Source organism: Actinosynnema sp. NPDC059797, assembly GCF_042732085.1.
GTDB lineage: Bacteria > Actinomycetota > Actinomycetes > Mycobacteriales > Pseudonocardiaceae > Actinosynnema.
This window is the reverse complement of sequence record NZ_JBHWIE010000012.1, coordinates 14434-33638: the sequence shown is the minus strand read 5'-3', so window position 1 is coordinate 33638 and position 19205 is coordinate 14434. Positions and strand designations below refer to the sequence as shown.

Below are 19205 nucleotides of genomic sequence, written 5' to 3'. Positions count from 1 at the left end.
GCCAGTTCCGGTAGGTGGTACTGCCAGGTGTTCGTCCTGCGTTCACCTCGAAGACCGCTGAATGAGGAATTGCGCTCTTACGGTCGCCCAGTTCCCACTGAGCGATCCCGGAGGTCCGCGTGTCCTCATCCACCGATCGGGGCCGGCGCCTGCTGCCCCTGCTGCCCAACCACCCCCTGGGTAGGTCGGCGGTGACTTGCAAGTTCCGCTGCGGCGACGCGTGTGCCCACGAGGCGCCCAACACCTCCGACAACACCTACTTCGGTGACATCGTCGGCGAGGTCGTTCGCCGCCGCGGCCTGCTCAAGGCGGGCGCGGTGCTGGCCGTCGCGGGCGCCGGCGCGGGCCTCGTCGGCACGGGCACGGCCGCCGCCGCGCCCCGCGGCGACCGCGACGTCGACGTCGACCTGGGCGGCGGCCGCCGCAAGGACGGCCTGAACTTCACCGCCGTCGCGCCCAACACCGAGGACCGCGTCGTCGTCCCCGACGGCTACGAGCAGTCGGTCGTGATCCGCTGGGGCGACCCGGTGCTGCCCGGCGCGCCGAAGTTCGACTTCGACCGCCAGACCGCGGACGCGCAGGCCAAGCAGTTCGGCTTCAACAACGACTTCTGCGGGCTGGTGCCGCTCGGCTGGGGCGACCGCTGGCTCATGGTGAGCAACCACGAGTACACGACCGAGTCCGCCATGTTCAAGGGCTGGACCGCCGACGCCACCACGCGCGAGCAGGTCGAGATCGCGTGGGCCGCGCACGGCATGTCGGTCGTGCTCGTCGAGCGCGACCGCCGCAGCGGCAAGCTCGTGGCCAAGGTGGACCGCCAGTACAACCGGCGCATCACGGTCAAGACGGAGTTCCGGCTCACCGGCCCGGCCGCGGGCTCGGACCTGCTCAAGACCTCCGCCGACAAGACCGGCACCAAGGCGTTCGGCACGCTGAACAACTGCGCCGGCGGCGTGACCCCGTGGGGCACGATCCTGTCCGGCGAGGAGAACTTCAACCAGTACTTCGCCAACGCGGGCACCGTCACCGACCCGGTGGCCAAGCAGCGCCTGTCCCGCTACGGCCTGTCCGGCGGCGCGTCCCAGCGGCGCTGGGAGAAGTTCGACAAGCGCTTCGACGTGGCCCAGGAGCCCAACGAGGTCAACCGGTTCGGCTGGGTCGTCGAGATCGACCCGCTCGACCCCGACTCGACGCCGGTCAAGCACACTGCGCTCGGCCGCTTCAAGCACGAGGGCGCGAACGTGATCATCGCCCGCGACGGCCGCGTGGTCGCGTACATGGGCGACGACGAGCGCTTCGACTACATGTACAAGTTCGTCTCCGACGAGCGGTACAAGCCGGGCAACAGCAAGCACGCCCGCGAGCACAACAAGAAGCTGCTCGACAAGGGCACCCTCTACGTGGCGAAGTTCAAGGGCGACAGCCCGGCCGCCGAGTTCGACGGCTCCGGCAAGCTGCCGTCCGACGGCGAGTTCGACGGCACCGGCGAGTGGATCCCGCTGGCCTCGGGCAACCGCTCGTTCGTGCCCGGCTTCACCGCCGAGGAGGTCTACGTCTTCACGCGCCTCGCCGCGGACGCGGTCGGCCCGACCAAGATGGACCGCCCCGAGGACGTCGAGCCGAACCCGCGCAACCGCCGGGTCTACGCCGCGCTCACCAACAACACCGACCGCGGCAAGGCGGGCAAGGAGGGCGCCACCGAGCCCAACCCGCGCGTGGGCAACAGGCACGGCCACGTGCTGGAGCTGGAGGAGCGCCGCGGCGACAACACCGCGACCACGTTCTCCTGGAAGCTGCTGCTGGTCTGCGGCGACCCGAACACCGCCGACACCTACTTCGGCGGCTACGACAAGTCGCAGGTCTCGCCGATCTCGTGCCCGGACAACGTGGCGTTCGACTCGCGCGGCAACCTGTGGATCTCCACGGACGGCAACGCCCTCGGCTCCAACGACGGCCTGTTCGCCGTGCCGGTGGAGGGCCGCTACCGGGGCCGGGTCAAGCAGTTCCTGACCGTGCCGCGCGGCGCGGAGACCTGCGGCCCGGTCATCGAGGACGACTTCGTCCTGGTCTCGGTCCAGCACCCGGGCGAGATCGACGGCGCCTCGGCCGACACCCCGCTGTCCCACTGGCCGGACGGCGGCGCGACCCAGCCGCGCCCGGCGGTCGTCGCCGCCTGGAAGAAGGACAAGGGCCGCATCTGCGGCTGATCCCGGGAGGGGGGCTCGCGCCACCGCGAGCCCTCCACCCACCCACGTGCCCTCCACTCGAAACGCGCGAGTCGTACGTTCAGACCCACCGTGTCGTACGTCCAGGACCCCCGAATTCAACGTTCCGGACCCCGGTGGGCGCCTCCTGCCGGGCGGCAGCGCAGAACTCGGCGCTCCCGGGCGTACGACACGGTGGTCCGGAACGTACGACTCGCGCGTCCTGGAGGTACGACTCGCGGGGGTGGGCGGGGTTAAGGTCCCTCCCATGAGTCGACCCGTTGCCCTGGTCACCGGTGCGTCGCGCGGTATCGGCGCGGCGGTCGCGCGTGCCCTCGCCCCCACCCACGACCTCCTCCTGGGCGGCCGCGACGGTGCCGCCCTCGACGAGCTGGCCGGGTCCCTGGGGTCGGCCGCGCCCTGGCCGGTCGACCTGACCAACGCCGACGCGCTCGCCGACGCCGTGACCGCGCTGGACCGCCTCGACGTCCTGGTGCACAGCGCGGGCGTCGCCGAGCTGGGTCCCCTCGCCGAGGCCGACGCCGGGACGTGGCGCCGCACCCTCGACGTCAACGTGGTCGCCGTCGCCGAGCTGACCCGCCTCGTGCTGCCCCTCCTGCGCGCGAGCCGCGGCCACGTCGTGCTGATCAACTCCGGGGCGGGCCTGCGCGCCAACCCCGGCTGGGGCGTCTACGCCGCGAGCAAGTTCGCCCTCCGCGCCTTCGCCGACGCCCTGCGCGCCGAGGAGGAGGACCTCCGCGTCACCTCCGTCCACCCCGGGCGCGTCGACACCGACATGCAGCGCGGCGTCCGCGCCCAGGAGTCCGGCGACTACGAGCCGCACCTGTACCTGGACGCGGACTCCGTCGCCCGTGCCGTCGCGGGCGCCGTCAACGCGACCGACGACGCCCACGTCACCGACGTCGTGCTCCGCCCGAGGCCCCGGCGGGGCTGAGACCCCTAGCGCAGCCGGGCGGCCACCTCCCGCACCCCGGCCTGCGCCTCGCGCCGGTCGACCCGGGTCGTCTCGCCGTCGGCCACGACCCGCTCGCCCGCGACCCACACGTCCTTGACCCGCCGCGTCCCCGACGCCCACACGAGGTTCGCCAGCACCTGCTCGTCCGGCGCGTCCAGGCCGGTGGCGAACGCCGGGTCGTCCACGTCGACGTGCACCACGTCCGCCCACCGGCCGGGCTCCAGCGCGCCCAGGTCGTCCCGGCCCAGCGCCTCCGCGCCACCCCGCGTGGCCAGCAGCAGCGCGTCCGCCGCCCGCATCGCGGTCGCGTCCCCGGACGTCACGCGCGCCAGCAGCGCCGCCAGCCGGGCCTCCTCGAACAGGTCGAGGTCGTCGTTGGACGCGGGCCCGTCCGTGCCCAGCCCGACCTTCACGCCCGCGTCGACGTACGACCTGACCGGCGCGATCCCGGACGCCAGCTTCGTGTTCGAGCCGGGGCAGTGCGCCACGCCGACGCCGTGCCTGGCGTAGATCTCCACGTCCTCCGGCGACAGGTGCACCGAGTGCGCGGACAGCACCCGCCCGCCCAGCACGCCCGCCCGCTCCAGCAGCCGGGGCACGGAGCCGTGCGACTCGCGCTGCGCCAGGTCCTCCTCCGCCGACTCGGCGACGTGCACCTGCACCAGCGCGCCCCGGTCCCGCGCGAGGCCGGCCACCTCGCCCAGCGCGTCCGGCGACAGGATGTACGCCGAGTGCGGCCCGTAGCTCAGCTCGACCCGCTCGTGCGGGCCGAACCGCAGCCCGTCCGCGTCGATCCACCGGGTGATCTCCTCGGTCATCGGCCGCCACGGCATGCCCGGCAGGTCCATGATCGCCGCGCCGAACAGCACCCGGGACCCGGCCGCGAGCACCGCGTCGGCCAGCTGCTCGCCGTGGAAGTACATCTCCGCGCTGGTGGTGACGCCGTTGCGCAGCATCTCCACCGCGCCGAGCAGCATCCCGGCCCGGATGTCCGACGGCACCATCTTCGCCTCGGCCGGCCACATCGCCTCGCGCAGCCAGCGCAGCAGCGGCAGGTCGCCGCCGAGCCCGCGCAGCACCACCATCGGGCTGTGCGCGTGGGCGTTGACCAGGCCGGGCAGCAGGATCCCGCTCAGCTCGCGGACCTCGCCGTCGAACGCGGGCGCGTCGGCGGCCGGTCCGACGTGGGCGACCCGGCCGTCGACGACGTCGACCACGGCGTCGCGCAGGACCGAGCAGGAGGGATCGCAGGGCAGGACCACCGGGGCGTGCAGGCGCAGCGACATGGTCCAGATCCTGCCGCACCCGTCCGGGTGTCACCCGGCCTGATAACCCGAAGAGTTGGTTTGGTCCGCTCAACGGGTGCGGGCCGCCGGTCCGGTCGTAGCCTGCCGAACGGATGGCGGCGCTGGTCCGGGAGGAGCGACGGTGGCTGGTGGCAGTGGGAACCGACGAGGTCAGCGGGCGGTGGCGGTGCTGCGGTCCGAAGTGGATTTCACCGATTCGGGCCTGTCCCGCGAACGCCGTCGCCTCGCGCTGTACCTGCTGGTGCACTTCGTGGACGAGCACGGGCGGATGAGCGGCGCCTACCGGCGGGTGCTCAAGCGCGCGGCGGGCGACCCGGGGCACTGGGCGCACGGCCGGTCGCTGGGCGCGGTGCGGGCCGAGGTGGCGCGCTGGATCGGCGTGGGCGCCCGGCAGGACTGCCGGCCGCCGTGGGACCGGATCGCCGACCTGGTCGAGGCCGTGGTGGAGCCGGAGAAGGCGCCGGAGGTGCTGGCGACCGCCCGCTACCTGCACTGCCGGGCCACGGGGGAGCGCGTGCCCGCGGGTGAGCGGCTGAAGTGCCCGGACTGGGTGACGGCCGAGCACGTCACCACGGCGATGATCGGCGGTCCCGAGTGGGCCCGGCGGCACCACCTGGTCGAGGCGGCCGAGCCCGGGGCGCCCGGAGTGCCTGGGGCGCCCGGAGTGCCTGGGGCGCCCGAGGCGGTGAAGGCGCGACCGGCCAAGCCCACGGCGCTCGCGGCCAAGACCTCGGCGACCTCGGGCCAAGCGACCCCGGCCCAGGCCCAGGCGCTCGCCCTCCGGGAACCCGACACCCGGCAGACCGAAGCCCGGCAGCCCGTCACGCGCCTGCCCGAGCCCCGCACCGCCGAAGCCCTCACCCCCGAAGCCCTCACCCCCGAAGCCCTCACCCCCGAAGCCCTCACCCCCGAAGCCCTCACCCCCGAAGCCCTCGCCGCCGAAGCCCTCACCTCGGAATCGGCCCCCAAGCGCCCCGACCAGGAGCAGCGGGCCTACGAGCTGCTGTGGTCGGTGGTCCGGGTCCACCGGGAGATGGAGGAACGCCACCTGGCGCGCATCACCGCCCTGGAGGAGGAGGTGCTCGCCCTGCGCGCGGAGAACGCCCGCCTGACCGGCGACGTCACCTCGTGGCTCGGCTCCTACCGCCCGGACATCCCCTCCCAGCGCCAGGGCGCCGTCGCGAGCCGCCACCTCGCGCTGGAGGACCCGTCGCAGGCGTTCACCTACCCGCTGCCCGCGGAACTGCCCGACCCGCGCGCCTGAACGACGCGGCTCACCCGCCGACCGGCAGGGTGGCCCGCACCTCCCAGCCACCGCCCGCGCGCGGGCCCGCCTCGAACGCGCCGCCCAGCAGCTCGACGCGCTCCCTCATGCCGACCAGCCCGTAGCCGCCGGAGCCGCCGACCGGCGCGGCCCTGCGCTCCCGCCCGTCGTCGGCCACGACCACGCGCACCTGCCCGTCCACCACCGTCACCGACACGTCGACCCGCGACACCCCGCCGGCGTGCTTGCGGGTGTTGGTCAGCGACTCCTGCACCAGCCGCAGCACCGAGCGGCCCAGCGACGGCGGCACGGCCACCGGCAGGTCCAGGTGCAGCCGCACGGGCTGGCCGGACTCCTCCACCACGCCGCGCACGTCGTCGGCCAGGTCGCTGGTCGCGGCCGGCGCCGGTGCCTCGACCTCGGCCCCGCGCAGCGTCCCGACGAGCCTGCGCATCGCGGTCAACGCCTCGTTGCCGCTGTGCACGATGATCGGCAGCACCTCGCCCGCCGCAGCGGGCACGGCCTGCGCCGCCTGCGCGTGCACCACGATCCCGGTCACGTAGTGCGCCACCACGTCGTGCAGCTCGCGCGCCAGCGCCATCCGCTCGGCGTGCTGGGCCGCCGCCACCTCGGCCCGCACCGCGGTGGCCCGCTCGCGGTCGCGGGCCCGGAAGTACAGCCCGGTGCCCAGGGACAGCGCCAGCAGCACCCCGCCGCCGATGAGGTGCTGCCACACCGGGGGCTCGTACTCGGGCCACTCGGCCGCCCAGTAGCTCGGCCGCACCCACACCACCGCCGCGGACACCGCGACCAGCAGCGCCACCGCGACCGCCGCCCGCACCGGGGCCACCTGCCGCACCGCGATGGCGATGATCGCCATGACCGCCGCCGTCTCGGAGATCACCAGGCCGCCGACCACGGGCACGGCGGGCGCGTGGTCGGTCAGCCGCAGCACCACCGAGCCCGCCGCCAGCGCGGTCGCGGCGGCCAGCGCGGCGTCGAACGGCCGCCGGGGCGCCAGCACGGCCAGCGCGCACACCACGACCGACCCCGGGAGCTGCCACCAGGTGCTCTGCTCGCTGAACACCTCGCCCGCGAGGAAGAAGAGCAGCGCGCAGGCGAGGGGCCACTGGCGGCGGAGCAGCGCGCGCCACCCGAGGTCAGTGCTCTCCACGACGAGTCACCGTAAGACCTCCGGGCGGATGCCGCGTCCTACCCCGGTCGGGCGGACCATCGGTCGTGAGGCTGACCCGAACGCCTGCGGATACACACCAGTGGCCGATGCCGGATGACGAAACCCGGGGCGACCCTGGAGTCAGTCGGGGAACGGAGGACGCGATGTTCGGAGTGGTCGCCACCTGGGCGGGCGCCGTGGTGGGCCTGCTGGTGCTGGTGTTGATGGCGTTGTCGGGAGTGTTGATCGACTCGCAGCGGTAGGCCGGGGCCCGTCACGTCCCCGCGTGGCGCCGCAGCAGCTCGGCGAGGCGCCCGGGGAACTGGGGCCGGGTCGTCTCGACGGGGTGGGGCGAGAAGCGCGCGGGGCCGCCGGCGCGGGCGCGGCGGGCGGCGCCGGGGTCGAGCCGGAACGCGGGCCGGTTGCCCGCCGTCCGCTGGCGGGAGCGCAGCCACGACAGGCGGTGCAGCGACTCGGCGTGGTGGTCGGTGACGGTGACCCGCGCGAGGTCGAACGAGTGCAGCACGGCCCGGTTCAGCTCCACCACGGCGCGGTCGCGCCACAGCGAGCGCTCGGTGCTCGTGTCGAGGCCCAGCGCCTCGGCGACCTGGCGCGCCGCGCCGAGGGCGTGCTCGTCGGCCAGGCTGCGGGCGCCGATCTCGGAGCCGACGAACCACGAGTTGAACGGCGCGGCGGGGTAGTCGACGCCGCCGATGGACAGCCGCATGTTCGAGATCACCGGCACGGCGTGCCAGCGCAGGCCCAGCCGCCCGAACCAGGGCAGCTCGGGGTGCTCCAGGCACACCTCGTGCACCACGTCCGGCGGCACGGCGAACAGCCGCGCGCCCTCGTGCGCGGTCTCCACCACCAGCGGCAGCACGTCGAAGCGGCTCCGCTGCTCGGGCGGGCGCCAGCCCATGCCCTGCACGGCGTCGGTGAACGCGGCGTAGCGGCGGTCGCCGGAGCCGTCGGGGTGGCCCGCGTACCGGACGAGCTGCTCGTTCCAGATGCACGGGCCGGGCGCGGTGGGGGTGTCCGGGGCGAAGACGGTGATCAGCGGGCGGATCTCGCCGCCGTTGGTCGCCAGGCGCAGGTGCTCGACGCACTCGGCGGCCACGGCGGCGGCGTTGCGGAGGCCGCGCAGGTCGCGGACCTTGAGCCGGCGCCACGGCACGCCGCTGGTGCACCAGCCGCTGTCGCGCAGGGCGATCCGCGCGCCGTAGGACAGCTCCTCGGGGGTGTGGCGGTAGGTGCCGGTCCCGGCCACCTCGTCGCGGACCCGGCTCAGGCGCGGGCCGACCGGACCCGCCTCGGGGTGGGCGATGTGGAACATGCGGAGGAAGGACTCCGCGGCGTCCAGGTCGAACGTTATCGGTTCGTTGTCGAGTGCGGTCACGGGCGGCAACCGTAGTTGCGGAACCGCGTCACCCGTCACTGCCGGACGGGGCACAACGGGTGATCAAAAAAGAACGCACCATCGAGTGACGAAACGACCCGGAGTGCTCCCCGTTCCCCGGGCACCGGACCTTGATCCCACGGTCAGGTGAGTTCGACCCGTTCGAACATCAGGTCGTGGCTGACCCGGTCCTCCTCGACGGCCCGCTGCTCGAACTTGGTCACCGGTCGCCAGTCCGGCCGCGGCGCCCACCCGTCGAACCGGTTGCGCAGCAGCGGCTCGGCCGAGCACACCTCCAGCATCTGCTCGGCGTAGTGCTCCCAGTCGGTGGCCAGGTGCAGCGTGCCGCCGGGCCGCAGGCGCGTGGCCACCAGGCGCACGAACTCCGGCTGGACCAGCCGCCGCTTGTGGTGCTTCTTCTTGGGCCACGGGTCGGGGAAGAAGATCCGCACGCCGGTGAGCGAGCCGGGTTCCACGTGATCGGTGAGCAGGTCCACGGCGTCGCCGCGCAGCACCCGCAGGTTCTCCACGCCGAGGGCCTCGGCGCGCAGCAGCAGCTGCGCCAGGCCGGGCTTGTAGACCTCGACGGCCACGTAGTTGAGCTCAGGGGCGGCGGCGACCAGCCGGGAGGTCGTCTCGCCCATCCCGGAACCGATCTCCAGCAGCACCGGCGCCTCGCGGCCGAACCACTCGTCGAATCGCACGGGACCGGCCGGGAGCGCTTTGACCTCGCGGCCCCAACGCTCCCAGTGGCGGTCCCATGCGCGCTGCTGCCCCACCGTCATCCGCTCCCCGCGCTGCACGTAGCTCACGACGGTTCGGTGGTGGGGCGGTCGCTGGTGGCTGGACGTCACGGACGTACAGCCTATGGCCGTGCGTCAGGCGATGTTCTCCAGGTCCTCGATCTGCTCGCGCAGCTCGCCCGGCGTGAACTCGATGGCTTGGCGCTGACCGGGGCCCCGGTGCGCGGGGAGCAGGTCGACGAAACCGGGGTGCCGGTCGGTGAACTGCACGGTGGTCGGCTCGGCGGGGCCGTAGACGCCGCTCTCGGACGGCACGAACTCCCAGTAGCCGACTTCGCCCTCGGATGCCCAGGGCACGAACACCCAGCCAGGCCGGTTGGCCAGGAGCCGGGTCACCTCGTCCTCGACGGCGAACGCCGCCGCGCGCGAGGCGATCTTGCCGCGGTCGAGGGCCCGCAACCACCAGGGTGCCGGGGCTTCGGGTCCGACCGCCCGGAACAGGGCGAGCACCTGCTGCTCGTCGGCCCGGTGGATCCAGGCTCGACGGCTCTGCGCGGGCGAGTCGGCGATGCCGACGCCTCCCGCGGCCTCGATGGCGTGCGACCATTCCAGCGCCATCATCGGTTCGACGCGAAGGGCGTGGTCGCGTTGCCGTGGCAACTTCTTCGACCCGGTGGCCGAGGACTCGGCGTTCAGGTCCGGATCAAGCACCGTCACGGGTTCACCTCCGGGGGGTTCCTTGACGGGGGTCACGAATTCGCGTGCGGGCTGGACACCCACCTCACGATTCGTTGCTTTCCATCTGACCGGGTTCAGATGATTTTGTCATGGCCCTGTGCCGGAGTTCACGACGTCTTAACGAACGTCTTACTCCAGTTGCCTCAACCTGGAACTGCGAAACATGACTGACATGGAATATTTGTGACATCAACCACAGGGGGAATTGCGTGTTGGGGAGAGCGGTTCTGAGCGTGGCGGCCTCGGTCGCGCTCGTGCTGACCGCACCCGGTACCGGTGTCGCCACCGGACCCGGACAGGGGGCGCGGGCGCAGACGATCCGCGAGCAGCAGTGGCACCTGGAGGCCCTGGGCGTGCCGGCGGCGCACGCCACCACGCGCGGCGAGGGCGTGGTGGTGGCGGTCGTGGACTCCGGCGTGGACGCCACGCGGCCCGACCTCGCCGGCGCGCTGCTGCCCGGGGCCGGCTTCGGCTCCGCGAGCGGCACCGACGGCACCCTGGACGGCGACGGGCACGGCACCGCCATGGCGGCGCTGATCGGCGGCCGGGGCGTCGACGGCGGCGTGCTCGGCGTCGCGCCGGCCTCGCGGATCCTGCCGGTCTCGGTCGGCGCGGACGGCGAGAAGTTCACCACCACGTCCGTCGCCGAGGGCGTGACCTGGGCCGTCGACCAGGGCGCCGACGTGGTCAACCTGTCCCTGACCTCCGCCGCCACGCTCACCCCCGACCTGCTGCGCGCGGTGAACCACGCGTTCGACAACGACGTCGTGGTGGTCGCCGGCACGGGCAACGACGGCCAGGAGCACGTGGGCGCGCCCGCCAACATCAAGGGCGTCGTCGCGGTGTCCGGCACGGTCCGCGGCAACGCGCCGTGGCCGTCGTCGAACACGGGCCCGGAGACCGTGCTCGCCGCACCCGCCGAGGACATCGTCACCGCCATCACGCTGAACGCCTCCGCGACCGGGTTCGCCCAGGTCGACGGCACCAGCGCGGCGACGGCACTGGTGTCCGGGGTCGCGGCGCTGGTCCGCGCCCACCGCCCGGACCTGGACGCGGGCAACGTGGTCAACCGCCTGATCGCCACGGCCACCGACCTCCAGGCGCCCGGTCGGGACGGCGCGACGGGCTTCGGCCTGGTCAACCCGGTGGCCGCGCTGACCGCCGAGGTGCCGGCGGTGGACCGCAACCCCCTGGCGCCGCCCCCGCCGCCGCCCCCGGCGACCACCGCGTCCGCGCCGCCGGCCCAGGCGCTGCCGCCGGCCGCCCCGGAAGGCGGCGACCGCCTCGCGCCGATCGCCGGCGGGCTCGGCGCGGCCGTCGTCCTGGTGGTCGCGATCGCCCTCCTGCGGGCGCGCCGGAACAGAATCCGCCGCGCCCCGGTCCCGGTCGTCACCGAAATCCCGCCGCCGGACGACGACTTCTGGCGCACCGACCGGTGGTGACAAAAGTCCGGCGCCATTCCGCAGTTCTGCCTATTGGGTGGCGTGGTATTCCACTGATTCCTTCGTCAACTGCATGAACGCCTGTTCGAGCGAACCGACCTGCGGGCTCAGCTCGTGCAGGGTCACGCCGTTCGCCGCGGCCAGTTCGCCGATGGCCGACGATTCCACCCCGTGCACGACCAGCGCGCCGTCGGCCGCGGTCTCCACGCGCCCTTGGCCCTCCAGCAGTGCCCGCAGCCGGTCGGGCTGGGGCGAGCGGACGCGGACCACGCCCTCGGTGGCCTCCTGGATGAACTGCTCGGTGCCGGTCTGCGCGATGAGCCTGCCGCGCCCGATCACCACCAGGTCGTGCGCCGTCTGGGCCATCTCCGACAGCAGGTGGCTGGACACGAACACGGTCCGGCCCTCGTCGGCGAGCCGGTGCATGAACTGCCTGATCCAGAGGATGCCCTCGGGGTCGAGGCCGTTGACCGGCTCGTCGAACAGCAGCACCTCGGGGTCGCCGAGCAGCGTGCCCGCGATGCCGAGCCGCTGGGACATGCCCAGCGAGAAGGTGCCCGCGCGGCGGTCGGCGACCTCGGTGAGGCCGACCAGGTCCAGCACCTCGTCGACGCGGCCGGCCGGGAGGTCGTTCGACCTGGCCAGCCACCTCAGGTGGGAGCGCGCGGAGCGGTTCGGGTGCACCCACTTGGCGTCCAGCAGCGCGCCGACGGTCCGCAGCGGGTGGCGCAGGGTCCGGTAGTCCCGCCCGTTCACGGTGACGCGGCCCCGGGTGGGGCGGTCCAGGCCGATGATCATCCGCATGGTGGTGGACTTGCCCGCGCCGTTCGGGCCGAGGAAGCCGGTCACCCGGCCCGGTGCGACGGTGAACGACAGGTCGTCCACCGCCACGGTCCTCCCGTAGCGCTTGGTGAGGCCGATCGCTTCGATCATGACTTCTCCCGTCCGATCGCGGAACGCCGAGAACGAGCCCGGGCCACCTCCCCGAAGGTGACCCGAGCTCCCCCTTCCCAACCCCCCGATCCCCGCGCGGCCGGCCCCCGAAGCGCGACCGCGCGGGTCCCCCTCACGCGTCCCGCCGCTTCACCACCACGAGCGAGATCACGTACACCGCCACCGCGATGGCGGCGAAGTACCCGAGCGACCCCCACGGGCTCAGGTCGCCGACGGCCGCCGGGCCCGCGCCCTCCGGCATGGCGCCCACGTCCGGGTCGCCCATGATGAACTTGTTGGCCACGGTGAACGGCATCCACTTCTGGATGTCGTCGCCGATGTTCGGGATGAACCCGACCACGCTCTCCAGCACCAGCGCGAACACCAGGATGATCGACACCGCGCCCGCGGTCTGCCGCACCAGCGCGCCGACGCCCAGCGCGAGCAGCGCCCCCGCCCCGTACACCAGGCCGACGCCCGCGACGTGCCGCCAGTCGTTGGCCGAGTCCAGCGCGAGCTGGGAGGTGTCGTCGGCCAGCAGCCAGCTCAGGCCCCACGACCCGAACGCGGCGGCCTCGCCGACGAGGGCGGACAGCAGCACCACGACGACGGCCTTGGCGACCATCGGCGAGGTCCGGTCGGGCACCGCCTGGAACGTCGCCTTGATCGTGCCGAAGCGGTACTCGGTGGTGACCGCCAGCGCCGCCATCACCATGACCACGTACAGCCCGAACGAGTGCGTGAAGACCGTGGCGATCACCGGGATCGGCGAGTCGTTCCAGTTGGCCGCAATGATCGCGGTGATGCCCGCGGTCAGGCCGAGGGCGAGGAGCATGCACCACCACGGCGAGCGGGTGGAGAAGAGCTTGATCCGTTCAACGGCGAGCAGAGTCATCGCGCGGTCACTTCCCGGTCTCGACGAGTTCGGCGTGGTACTCGACGGAATCGCCGGTGAGCTGCATGAAGGCCTGCTCCAGCGAACCGCGTTGCGGGCTCAACTCGTGCAGCACCACGCCGCCCGCCGCCGCGATGTCCCCGATCTGGTCACTGCTGGCACCCGACACGGTGAGCGCGCCGTCCTCGCCGTCGCGGACGGTGAAGCCCTTGTCCACGAGCATGGCGCCCAGCTTGTCGGCGTGCGGGCTGCGCACCCGCACGCTGTTCTCGGTGGCCTCCTGGATGAAGTGCTCGGTGCTGGTCTGCGAGATCAGCCTCCCGCGCCCGATGACCACCAGGTCCTGGGCGGTGAGCGCCATCTCCGACAGCAGGTGGCTCGACACCAGCACGGTCCGCCCCTCGGCGGCCAGGCCCTGCATGAACTGCCTGATCCAGAGGATGCCCTCGGGGTCGAGGCCGTTGACCGGCTCGTCGAACAGCAGCACCTTCGGGTCGCCGAGCAGGGCGCCCGCGATGCCGAGCCGCTGGGACATGCCCAGCGAGAAGCCACCGGCCCGGCGCTTGGCGACCTTGGTGAGGCCGACCAGGTCGAGCACCTCGTCCACGCGGCGGCCCGGCAGCCCGTTGGACTTGGCCAGCCACTCCAGGTGCGCCCTGGCGGAGCGGTTCGGGTGCACCCACTTGGCGTCCAGCAGCGCGCCGACGGTCCGCAGCGGGCGGTCGAGGCTCGTGTAGGTCTTGCCGTCGATGAGCACCTTGCCCGCGCTCGGCCGGTCGAGGCCGAGGATCATGCGCATGGTGGTGGACTTGCCCGCGCCGTTCGGGCCGAGGAAGCCGGTGACCCGGCCCGGTGCGACGGTGAACGACAGGTCGTCCACGGCCACGGTCTTCCCGTAGCGCTTGGTGAGGCCGATCGCCTCGATCATGGTTTCTCCCCTGGACCGCACATCCCCCGGTGTTCGGTCAAACCCTGCCCCGCCGGTGGGGGTCGGCACATCGGTCTGTAGTTGACTCGTGCGTGCGACTTCAGTCTTATCGTCTTCCCTACCTCGGTCGCAGTAATCCGTGATCACCCTGAGTCGCCCCCTGGTCCCCCGTCCCTCCCCCCTCAGGGTCACGACCCGCGTGTCCTCCACCCGGACATCGCGTGTCCTCCACTCAGGCACCGCGAGTCGTACGCCCAAGCCGCGCGAGTCGTACGTTCAAGACCACCGAGTCGTACGCCCAGGACCCCCGAACCCACCGCCCGCGACCCCGGTCAGGCCGCGAAGTACCGGTCCAGCACCGCCGCCGCCCCGTCCTCCAGCACGGTCGTCGTCACCGCGTCCGCCGCCTCCCGCACGGCGACCGGCGCCTGCCCCATCGCCACCCCGCGGGCCGCCCACCGCAGCATCTCCACGTCGTTGTCGCCGTCGCCGATGGCCAGGGTGTCCGCAGCCGGCACGCCCAGCTCGGCCCTCAGCTCCTCCAGCGCCGCGCCCTTGGTCACCCCGGGCGGCGTCAGGGTCAGCCACGGCTCCGTGTGGTCCACCGACCACGTCGCCCCCGGCAGCTCCACGTCCAGCAGCCGCAGCCGCAGCTCCTCCGGCGTCCGCCCCACCCACCGCACGACCAGCCGCGACGTCGGCTCCGCCACCAGCTCGGCGAACGGGACCTCCCGCACCACGCCCCACAGGTCGCCGTCCGGGAACCGGCCCAGCGACAGGTTCCCCACCCCGGTCAGCTCGGCCGCGAACACCGCGCCCGGCAGCAGCGCCCGCAACCGCGCCACGCTCGGCCCCGGGTCGAACGCCACCTTCCGCACCACCGCCCGCGCCGCCGCGTCCCACCACACCGCGCCGTTGGAGCAGATCGCCGTCCCGGTCAGGCCCAGGTCCTCGGCGACGGGGCGGGCGCCGACGAGGCTGCGGCCGGTGGAGAGCACCACGTGGGCGCCGTGGTCGACGGCCCTCCGGATCGCCGCGCGGACCGCGGGGGCCACCTCCTCGCGCCCCACGGGGGTGATCGTGCCGTCGATGTCCAGGGCGATGAGGCGGGGTTTCCAGGTCACGTCGGCACCCTAGCCGGCGAGCCATTAATGAACCGTGATTCAATAACTCCGTGCCCCGACCCAGGACGATCACGGACGAGCGCCTGCTCGCGGCGACCGGGCAGGTCATCGGCCGCCGCGGACCGGGCTTCACGCTCGCCGAGGTCGCCGCCGAGGCCGGGGTGTCGGTCGGCACGGTGGCGCAGCGCTTCGGCTCCAAGAACGGCCTGCTCCAGGCCCTGACCAGGCACACCTCGGCCGCGCAGGTGGCACGCATGCGCGCCGCGGCCGACGTGCCGGACCCGGTCGAGGGCCTGCGCGCCGCGCTGCTGACGTGGCTGGAGGGCATGACCGACCCGAACGAGGCGCAGAACCACCTCGCGCAGCTCGGCGTGGACCTGGTCGACCCGGGGCTGCGCGCGCTGCTCGCCGACCTGTACGAGGCGACCGGGCGGACCGTGCTGGAGCTGACCCGCCGGGCCGACCTGCCGCACGCGCCGTCGCCGGAACGCGCGGCGCGGGTGCTCACCGCCCTGCTCTACGGGGTGTCGATGGACTGGTCGGTCCGGCCGCGCGGCGCGCTGGCCGACCGGCTGGTGGAGGACGTGGACGCGGTGCTGGCCGCGTGGAAGGGGAGATGATGGCTGACCTGAGGGGGAAGGTCGCGGCGGTCACGGGCGCGACGCGCGGCGCGGGCCGGGCGATCGCGGTCGAGCTGGGCGCGGCGGGCGCGACGGTGTTCGTCGGCGGCCGGTCGACGCGCGAGCGGAAGTCGCCGATCGGCCGGGACGAGACGATCGAGGAGACGGCCGAGCTGGTCACGGCCGCCGGCGGGCGCGGCATCGCGGTGCGCTGCGACTTCACCGTCCCCGAGGACGTGGACGCGTTCCGGGCCCGCGTCGAGGCCGAGGGCGACGGGCGGCTGGACGTCCTGGTGGACGACGTGTGGGGCGGCGAGGCGGACACCGAGTTCGGCGTGTACTGGGAGCAGGACCTGGACAAGCAGCTGCGGCTGTGGCGGAACAGCGTGCAGGCGCACCTGGTCACCCTGCACCGCCTGCTGCCGCTGCTGGTCCGCGAGCCGGGCGGCCTGCTGGTCGAGGTCACCGACGGCGACAGCGACGAGTTCTACTCCGGTTCCCTGGCCTACGACTCGGTGAAGGTGGCGATCCGCCGCTTCGGCACCGTGATGGGCAAGGAGCTGGGGCCCCTGGGCTGCACGTCGGTCGCCGTCACGCCCGGGTTCCTGCGCTCGGAGCAGATGCTGGAGCACTTCGGCGTGACCGAGGAGAACTGGCGCGACGCGATCGCCAAGGAGCCGCACTACGCGATGGCGGAGTCGCCGCGCTACGTGGGCCGCGGCATCGCCGCGCTCGCGGCCGACCCCGACCGGCACCGCCACAACGGCAAGGCGCTCGCGTCGTGGACCCTCATGCGCGAGTACGGCTTCACCGACGTGGACGGCTCGAAGCCGGACTGGGGCCGCTGGTACGAGGAGGTGTTCAAGCCGGGCGTCGACCCGACGACCGCGGACGCCTCGAAGTACCGCTGAGCGGCACGCCGGGAACACCGCACCCGGCCCGGCGGCTCACACGTCGCCGGGCCGGACCAGCCCCGTCTCGTACGCCAGCACCACGGCCTGCACCCGGTCCCGCAGCTCCAGCTTCGCCAGGATGCGCCCCACGTGCGTCTTCACCGTCGCCTCGGACAGGAACAGCTTCCGCGCGATCTCGGTGTTCGACAGGCCCTTGGCGATCAGCACCAGCACCTCGCGCTCGCGCTCGGTCAGCACCTCCAGCACCGACGCGTCGCGCAGCTCGCCGCCGCCGTCGCCGAGGAACCGGCTCAGCAGCCGCTTGGTCACCGACGGCGACACCACCGCGTCGCCGCTGGCCACCGCGCGCAGCGCCGACAGCAGGTCGCCCGGCGGCGTGTCCTTGAGCAGGAACCCCGACGCCCCGTTGCGCAGCGCCGACAGCGCGTACTCGTCGAGGTCGAACGTGGTCATCACGAGGACCTTCGCGGTGCCCGCCTCGGCGATCCGCTTGGTCGCCTCCACCCCGTCGAGCACGGGCATCCGGACGTCCATCAGCACCACGTCCGGCTGGAGCGAGGCCGCCAGGTGCACGGCGTCCAGGCCGTCGCCGGCCTCGCCGACCACCTCGATGTCGTCTTGGGCGCCGAGCACCATCCGGAAGCCCATCCGCATGAGCTCCTGGTCGTCGACGAGCAGTACCCGGATCACCGAACCACCCTATGACGGCGTCAGGGGGAGCACGGCCCGGACCCGCCACCCGCCGCCGGGGTTGGGGCCCGCCTCCAGCGTGCCGCCCAGCACGCCGGCGCGCTCGCGCATCCCGATCAGGCCGTTGCCGCCGGACACCGCGACCAGGTCGTGGGGCGTGCCGAACCCGTCGTCGGCCACCTCGACGGTCAGCCGCTCGCCCTCCCGCGCGACCCGGACGACCGCCGACGCGCCGGACCCGGCGTGCTTGAGCGTGTTGGTCAGCGCCTCCTGCACGATCCGGTAGAGGCCCAGCCCGAGGCCCGCGGGCAGCGCGCCCAGGTCGTCCGCGACCTCCAGGCGCACCGGCAGCCCGGCCGCCCGGCAGTTCTCGGCCAGCTCGCCCAGGTCGCCCGCGCCCGGCTGCGGCACCCACTGCGTGCCGGACCCGTCCTCCGACCGCAGCACGCCCAGCAGCCGCCGCAGCTCGGTCAGCGCCTGCCGCCCGGTGTCGGCGATGGTCCGCACCGCCGCCTCGGCCAGCTCGGGGTTGGCGCGGATCGCGTACCCCGCGCCGTCCGCCTGCACCACCATCACGCTCACCGCGTGCGCCACCACGTCGTGCAGCTCGCGCGCGATCCGCGACCGCTCCTCGCCGACCGCGATCCGGGCCTGCTGGTCCCGCTCGGTCTCCAGCAGCCGCAACCGCTGCTCCAGCTCGGAGTGGTAGGCGCGCCGGGCGCCGACGAACTCGCCCAGGGCCCAGCTGAACCCGAACACGACCGTGATCACGAACAGCACGAAGACGGTGTCGATGCCCAGGTCGAGCCGCCAGAACGCCCAGACGAACGTGCCGAGGGCCAGCCAGGCCGCGTACAGCAGGCCCTGCCGCCGCCCCGCGTACGCCACGACCGTGTAGAGCGCGACGGCCAGCGCGAAGTCCGAGGCCCGCACCGGCACGCCGGTCTGGAGGTCGCCGTGGGTGAGGAGCTGGAGCACGCCGCCGGCCAGGACCACGTAGGCCGAGCCCAGCGGGTGCTTGCGGCGGAACACCACCGGCACGACCATCAGCAGGCCGACGAGGAGCATCGTGCCCGGCGACACGGACACCGACGCGGCGACGATCGTGCCCAGGTCCATGACGAACAGCAACCCGGCGATCAGGGAGTCCCCGAACGCCGGGTGCGCTCGCATCCACAGGCTCAGCCGCCGCACGCGACCAGGTTAGGCAGGAGGGGTCCCGTCACGCGTCGCGCCACGGGTTGACCCGGCCTAGTCCTCCGGTCGGACGACCGGAGGACCGGGGGCCGGTGGGGCTAGCGGATCGTCTTGACCTGCGTCGGGTCCACCTGCTGCTCGGCGGTCGGCGCGGGCTGCTCCACCCGGGGCTGCGGCGCCGCCGGGGTCGCCGTCGGCGCGGTGGCCGCGGGCGACGTGGTGGTCGGGTGGGCCAGCGGCTCCATCCGGCTCTGCACCGGCACGCGGTGCTGCTGCTGCTGCTCGAACTGGCGGTGGTCCTCGGCCATCTCGTCCGCGAGCTGCTGCTGGATCTGCCGGTCGCGGATGCGGCCGAGGATGACCATCGTCACCGCGTGCACCAGCGCCAGCACCAGCAGCACGATCCCCAGCTTCGCCACCACGTCCTTGACCGGGTCGCCCGTCTCGATCGAGATCATCGACACCAGCGCCAGCAGGCCCAGGACCACCAGGTGGAAGAGAACTGTCGCGAGGCGGGTCATGGACCTGGCCGCCTCCGGGTCGCCGTACGCGCGGTTCATGTAGCCCTTGCCGCTGCGGTAGATGAGCTGGCCGTCGATCAGCACCAGCACCACGCCGAGCAGCAGGAACGCAGCGTAACCCTGTTCCATGACGTGACCT

18 protein-coding genes are annotated in these 19205 nt (G+C 73.4%); 6 read left to right on the top strand and 12 right to left on the bottom strand.

Annotated elements, in window-relative coordinates; genetic code table 11:
• Window positions 1-119 precede the first annotated feature (119 nt).
• Window positions 120-2207 (top strand): PhoX family protein, encoded by a 2088-nt coding sequence (locus ACFV4N_RS06305; RefSeq protein ID WP_499671439.1) that lies wholly within the window; start codon window positions 120-122, stop codon window positions 2205-2207.
• A 265-nt stretch (window positions 2208-2472) separates the two neighbouring features.
• On the top strand, window positions 2473-3159 hold the full coding sequence (locus ACFV4N_RS06300) for an SDR family oxidoreductase (protein WP_499671438.1): 687 nt from the start codon (window positions 2473-2475) through the stop codon (window positions 3157-3159).
• 5 nt (window positions 3160-3164) lie between these two features.
• Here ACFV4N_RS06300 and ACFV4N_RS06295 read toward each other — a convergent pair whose 3' ends face one another.
• Window positions 3165-4466, bottom strand: coding sequence for an amidohydrolase family protein (locus ACFV4N_RS06295; RefSeq protein ID WP_499671437.1), 1302 nt, complete (start codon window positions 4464-4466; stop codon window positions 3165-3167).
• A gap of 142 nt (window positions 4467-4608) precedes the next feature.
• On the opposite strand from ACFV4N_RS06295, the gene ACFV4N_RS06290 reads away from it, so the two are divergent.
• Entirely contained in the window at window positions 4609-5751 is a 1143-nt protein-coding gene (locus ACFV4N_RS06290) for a hypothetical protein (protein WP_499671436.1), read from the top strand.
• 10 nt (window positions 5752-5761) lie between these two features.
• Here ACFV4N_RS06290 and ACFV4N_RS06285 read toward each other — a convergent pair whose 3' ends face one another.
• The 4 genes from ACFV4N_RS06285 to ACFV4N_RS06270 form a co-directional block, all read right to left on the bottom strand.
• Window positions 5762-6925 (bottom strand): sensor histidine kinase, encoded by a 1164-nt coding sequence (locus ACFV4N_RS06285; RefSeq protein WP_499671435.1) that lies wholly within the window; start codon window positions 6923-6925, stop codon window positions 5762-5764.
• Window positions 6926-7199: 274 nt separating this feature from the next.
• Window positions 7200-8321, bottom strand: coding sequence for a nitric oxide synthase oxygenase (locus ACFV4N_RS06280; RefSeq protein WP_499671434.1), 1122 nt, complete (start codon window positions 8319-8321; stop codon window positions 7200-7202).
• A gap of 143 nt (window positions 8322-8464) precedes the next feature.
• Complete coding sequence (trmB, locus tag ACFV4N_RS06275; RefSeq protein ID WP_499671469.1) at window positions 8465-9106, bottom strand: tRNA (guanosine(46)-N7)-methyltransferase TrmB; 642 nt, start codon at window positions 9104-9106, stop codon at window positions 8465-8467.
• A 93-nt stretch (window positions 9107-9199) separates the two neighbouring features.
• A complete protein-coding gene (locus ACFV4N_RS06270; RefSeq protein WP_499671433.1) occupies window positions 9200-9781 on the bottom strand; it encodes a hypothetical protein in 582 nt (193 codons plus the stop codon).
• Window positions 9782-10011: 230 nt separating this feature from the next.
• Between ACFV4N_RS06270 and ACFV4N_RS06265 the strand changes: the two genes are divergently transcribed.
• Window positions 10012-11244, top strand: a complete 1233-nt coding sequence (locus ACFV4N_RS06265; RefSeq protein ID WP_499671432.1) for a S8 family serine peptidase — start codon at window positions 10012-10014, stop codon at window positions 11242-11244.
• 30 nt (window positions 11245-11274) lie between these two features.
• Here the strand turns inward: ACFV4N_RS06265 and ACFV4N_RS06260 are convergent, their stop codons facing one another.
• The 4 genes from ACFV4N_RS06260 to ACFV4N_RS06245 all read right to left on the bottom strand — a co-directional run bounded on the left by ACFV4N_RS06260 (window position 11275) and on the right by ACFV4N_RS06245 (window position 15124).
• Window positions 11275-12177 (bottom strand): ABC transporter ATP-binding protein, encoded by a 903-nt coding sequence (locus ACFV4N_RS06260; protein ID WP_499671431.1) that lies wholly within the window; start codon window positions 12175-12177, stop codon window positions 11275-11277.
• A 133-nt stretch (window positions 12178-12310) separates the two neighbouring features.
• Window positions 12311-13072 carry a hypothetical protein gene (locus ACFV4N_RS06255; protein WP_499671430.1) on the bottom strand — a complete coding sequence of 254 codons (762 nt, stop codon included), beginning with the start codon at window positions 13070-13072 and terminating at the stop codon, window positions 12311-12313.
• A gap of 7 nt (window positions 13073-13079) precedes the next feature.
• Entirely contained in the window at window positions 13080-14000 is a 921-nt protein-coding gene (locus ACFV4N_RS06250) for an ATP-binding cassette domain-containing protein (RefSeq protein WP_499671429.1), read from the bottom strand.
• Between the two features lie 332 nt (window positions 14001-14332).
• On the bottom strand, window positions 14333-15124 hold the full coding sequence (locus tag ACFV4N_RS06245) for an HAD family hydrolase (protein WP_499671428.1): 792 nt from the start codon (window positions 15122-15124) through the stop codon (window positions 14333-14335).
• A 50-nt stretch (window positions 15125-15174) separates the two neighbouring features.
• Here ACFV4N_RS06245 and ACFV4N_RS06240 point away from each other — a divergent pair, with 50 nt between their 5' ends.
• Together ACFV4N_RS06240 and ACFV4N_RS06235 are read left to right on the top strand one after the other, a co-directional pair.
• The gene (locus tag ACFV4N_RS06240) at window positions 15175-15744 is read left to right on the top strand and encodes a TetR/AcrR family transcriptional regulator (RefSeq protein ID WP_499671427.1); all 570 of its coding nucleotides are present in this window, start codon (window positions 15175-15177) and stop codon (window positions 15742-15744) included.
• On the top strand, window positions 15744-16655 hold the full coding sequence (locus ACFV4N_RS06235) for an SDR family oxidoreductase (RefSeq protein WP_499671426.1): 912 nt from the start codon (window positions 15744-15746) through the stop codon (window positions 16653-16655). Before ACFV4N_RS06240 ends, ACFV4N_RS06235 begins: the two co-directional genes overlap by 1 nt.
• Window positions 16656-16691: 36 nt before the next feature.
• On the opposite strand, the gene ACFV4N_RS06230 is transcribed toward ACFV4N_RS06235, so the two are convergent.
• The 3 genes from ACFV4N_RS06230 to ACFV4N_RS06220 form a co-directional block, all read right to left on the bottom strand.
• The gene (locus tag ACFV4N_RS06230) at window positions 16692-17348 is read right to left on the bottom strand and encodes a response regulator (protein WP_344034522.1); all 657 of its coding nucleotides are present in this window, start codon (window positions 17346-17348) and stop codon (window positions 16692-16694) included.
• A 9-nt stretch (window positions 17349-17357) separates the two neighbouring features.
• Window positions 17358-18521 carry a sensor histidine kinase gene (locus tag ACFV4N_RS06225; protein WP_499671468.1) on the bottom strand — a complete coding sequence of 388 codons (1164 nt, stop codon included), beginning with the start codon at window positions 18519-18521 and terminating at the stop codon, window positions 17358-17360.
• Between the two features lie 122 nt (window positions 18522-18643).
• On the bottom strand, window positions 18644-19195 hold the full coding sequence (locus ACFV4N_RS06220) for a hypothetical protein (protein ID WP_499671425.1): 552 nt from the start codon (window positions 19193-19195) through the stop codon (window positions 18644-18646).
• Window positions 19196-19205: the final 10 nt, after the last annotated feature.

Excerpts from the sequence above, each read along its gene's own strand:
- ACFV4N_RS06255 (WP_499671430.1), bottom strand. The coding sequence starts at position 13,072 with ATGACTCTGCTCGCCGTTGAACGGATCAAGCTCTTCTCCACCCGCTCG.
- trmB (WP_499671469.1), bottom strand. The coding sequence starts at position 9,106 with ATGACGGTGGGGCAGCAGCGCGCATGGGACCGCCACTGGGAGCGTTGG.
- ACFV4N_RS06300 (WP_499671438.1), top strand. The coding sequence starts at position 2,473 with ATGAGTCGACCCGTTGCCCTGGTCACCGGTGCGTCGCGCGGTATCGGC.
- ACFV4N_RS06220 (WP_499671425.1), bottom strand. The coding sequence starts at position 19,195 with ATGGAACAGGGTTACGCTGCGTTCCTGCTGCTCGGCGTGGTGCTGGTG.
- ACFV4N_RS06250 (WP_499671429.1), bottom strand. The coding sequence starts at position 14,000 with ATGATCGAGGCGATCGGCCTCACCAAGCGCTACGGGAAGACCGTGGCC.
- ACFV4N_RS06235 (WP_499671426.1), top strand. The coding sequence starts at position 15,744 with ATGGCTGACCTGAGGGGGAAGGTCGCGGCGGTCACGGGCGCGACGCGC.
- ACFV4N_RS06295 (WP_499671437.1), bottom strand. The coding sequence starts at position 4,466 with ATGTCGCTGCGCCTGCACGCCCCGGTGGTCCTGCCCTGCGATCCCTCC.
- ACFV4N_RS06260 (WP_499671431.1), bottom strand. The coding sequence starts at position 12,177 with ATGATCGAAGCGATCGGCCTCACCAAGCGCTACGGGAGGACCGTGGCG.
- ACFV4N_RS06225 (WP_499671468.1), bottom strand. The coding sequence starts at position 18,521 with ATGCGAGCGCACCCGGCGTTCGGGGACTCCCTGATCGCCGGGTTGCTG.